The sequence below is a fragment of the Streptomyces boluensis genome, assembly GCF_009908195.1.
Classification (GTDB): domain Bacteria; phylum Actinomycetota; class Actinomycetes; order Streptomycetales; family Streptomycetaceae; genus Streptomyces; species Streptomyces boluensis.
Genome location: NZ_JAAAHS010000783.1, coordinates 1 through 503 on the forward strand (window position 1 = coordinate 1; position 503 = coordinate 503).

Genomic DNA, 503 nt, shown 5'->3' on the forward strand with positions numbered 1-503 from the left:
GTGAGGGTGTCGGCGAAGTCCTGGGCGAGGTCGCAGACTTGGTCGACGAGGGCGCCGATGCCGGTGCGGCCGAGGGCGCGCAGGGTGGTGGCGATCTTGAGGATGTCGGGGCGGCGGGTGGTGCGCAGGGAGCGGCCGAGGAGGTCGGGGAGTCCGGCTTCGGTGTCGTCGTCGGCGTTGAGGTAGTCGGCGCGGTGGTCGAGGGGGCTGGTCTCGGTGGGGTCGCGGACGGTGAGGAGTCCGGCGGCGACGGGTTGCCAGCCGAGTTTGTGCAGGTCGAGGGCGACGGTGTGGGCGCGGTGGAGGCCGTGGACCTGGTGGGCGCGGCGGTCGCTGAAGAGGAGTGGTCCGCCGTACGCGGCGTCGATGTGGAGGCGGGCGCCGTGGTGTGTGGCGACGTCGGCGAGTTCGGTCAGGGGGTCGATGTGGCCGGCGTCGGTGGTGCCCGCGGTGGCGGTGAGGAGTACGGGGGTGGGCAGGTCGCTGACTGTCTCTTATACACG

At 72.2% G+C, this 503-nt stretch carries 1 pseudogene; it reads right to left on the bottom strand.

Annotated features, from left to right (window positions below):
- Positions 1-479 (bottom strand): annotated as a pseudogene (locus tag GUY60_RS38080) (pyridoxal-dependent decarboxylase); the annotation flags it as partial.
- Positions 480-503 lie beyond the last annotated feature (24 nt).